The organism is Candidatus Hydrogenedentota bacterium, from assembly GCA_012523015.1.
In the GTDB taxonomy this organism is placed as follows: domain Bacteria; phylum Hydrogenedentota; class Hydrogenedentia; order Hydrogenedentales; family CAITNO01; genus JAAYBJ01.
In genome coordinates, this window is sequence record JAAYJI010000001.1 from 1 (window position 1) to 2,032 (window position 2,032).

General features: G+C 42.3%; 3 protein-coding genes. 1 reads left to right on the plus strand and 2 read right to left on the minus strand.

Translation table 11 applies throughout. The features are described from left to right. Together GX117_00005 and GX117_00010 are read right to left on the minus strand one after the other, a co-directional pair. The coding region (locus tag GX117_00005; protein ID NLO31726.1) for a ribonuclease E/G at nucleotides 1-283 on the minus strand (283 nt) is incomplete at its 3' end. Nucleotides 284-563: 280 nt separating this feature from the next. After that, nucleotides 564-848, minus strand: coding sequence for an HU family DNA-binding protein (locus GX117_00010; protein ID NLO31727.1), 285 nt, complete (start codon nucleotides 846-848; stop codon nucleotides 564-566). Between the two features lie 182 nt (nucleotides 849-1,030). Between GX117_00010 and mutY the strand changes: the two genes are divergently transcribed. Continuing rightward, on the plus strand, nucleotides 1,031-2,032 hold a 1,002-nt coding region (gene mutY, locus GX117_00015; protein NLO31728.1), incomplete at its 3' end, for an A/G-specific adenine glycosylase.

A 2,032-nucleotide genomic window follows, 5' to 3' on the forward strand; every position in this document is an offset into this window, starting at 1 on the left:
GCGGAATCTTTTTTTTGTCTTCAACATGCTTCTGAAAGTTCAGAATCGAGTTGAATTCAACCCCCAAATCCAAATAGTGAAGAAACGCGTCCTTTTTGTGCCCCACATTGACAAATGCTGCGTTTAGGGAGGGCATCAGTTTTTTCACTTTGCCCACGTAGATGTTTCCAACCGAGAAAGATTCGTCTTGACTCTCTTGCTGTAGCTCTACTAGTTTCTTGTCTTCGAGCACAGCGATAGTAATTTCCTTGGGTTGAACATCTACAACAAGTTCGCTTGTCACAATTGTTCGTTTTTAATGATTTAAATAATATTTCACGGGTTTCTGTCGTCACAACAGAAGAAATGTTCACGCTTGAACTATTTCCCTTCATATGCAAAGAACAAACTTAATGCCCGTGAGGTTTTCTTAAGTTTGTTCCTGTACATATAACTGTAAAAAATGCTACGGGCCTATTTCCTCTTCTTATGCCTATTTTTTCTCAGTCTTTTTTTACGCTTGTGAACAGACATCTTATGCCTTTTTCTTTTTTTTCCGCTTGGCATTTTATCTTTTTTTTAAATTAAAACTTAGCCTCTTTTACCTGGGCAACAAAGGTTTTTGCCGGCTTGAAAGCAGGTATCTTGTGCTCGGGAATGCTGATGGTGGTGTTCTTTGAAATATTACGTGCCGTTTTCTGGGCTCTTCTCTTAACGATGAAGCTTCCGAAACCTCTCAAGTACACGTTTTCATTGCTAGCCAACGAATCTTTCACCACTTCCATGTACGATTCAACCGTTGCCAGTACCGACGCTTTGTCTACTCCGGTATTTTTTGCAATCTCGTTTACAATGTCTGCTTTAGACATTGTTTCTATATTTTAAATATAAATAATAATATCGTGAATTGATTAGTAAAAATTTGGACTGCAAATATATAGCTTTTTTTTTAACGTGAGAAATAAATAGAGTGAATTTTTCTGTTTTTCACATATTTTCGAGTAAGCTGAACTTTTTAATGTAGATTCGCGGGGTAGAATCAAAAAAGTTTATGGAAAAATCAACATTAATGTCGCCCATCACTCGGCATTTATTAAATTGGTATAGAGCAAATAAACGCGACCTCCCCTGGAGAGGGATTACCGATCCTTATCTTATTTGGGTTTCGGAAATAATCCTACAACAGACCCGAGTAGCACAAGGATGGGATTATTACACGCGATTCACACGCCGGTTCCCCAATGTGCATTCGCTCGCGGCTGCTAGCGAAGAGGAAGTCTTAAAGATATGGCAAGGGCTTGGCTACTATTCCCGAGCACGAAATATGCACGCGGCCGCTCTAGATATCACGAACCGCTTTAAAGGAAAATTTCCTACACGATACCAAGAGATCCTTTCGTTAAAGGGGGTGGGTGAATATACCGCGGCAGCCATATCGTCCATCGCGTTTAACAAGCCTTACGCGGCAGTAGACGGCAACGTGCTGCGAGTGTTTGCCCGACTATTCGCGATAGAGGAGTCCATTCACGCCGCGAAAGGAAAAAGAGTTATCACAGAGATCGTGCAGTCGCTACTACCCCCCGAAGACCCGGCCTCCTTCAACCAGGCAGTCATGGATTTTGGAGCCCTCGTATGCACTCCCCTGCAACCGGAATGCATCGATTGCCCACTCCAAGGATCCTGCATGGCTTACGCGAGAAACGAGGTGGCTAATTTCCCAGTAACAAGAAAAAAAACAAAAGCGAGGAAACGATACTTCAACTATTTCTATATTGTAGATAATGGTTTTACTTACATTACGCGAAGAGAGGAGCAAGATATTTGGAAAAACTTGTATGAGTTCCCACTCGTGGAAACACCGCTGCCCATCGATATCAACCAGCTGGCTGGGAATAAAGGATTCCGGGAGCTTTTTGTTGATACTCCACAGATGATTATAGAACCACCCTCTTCACTGAAGCACGTGTTATCGCACCAGATAATCCACGCGTATTTCTACCGGGTAAAACTCCTTGAGGAACACCCGTTCAACGCACCGGAACACTTCATTCGA

Coding starts and splice junctions, on each gene's coding strand:
- GX117_00010 (NLO31727.1), bottom strand. CDS start 848: ATGTCTAAAGCAGACATTGTAAACGAGATTGCAAAAAATACCGGAGTA.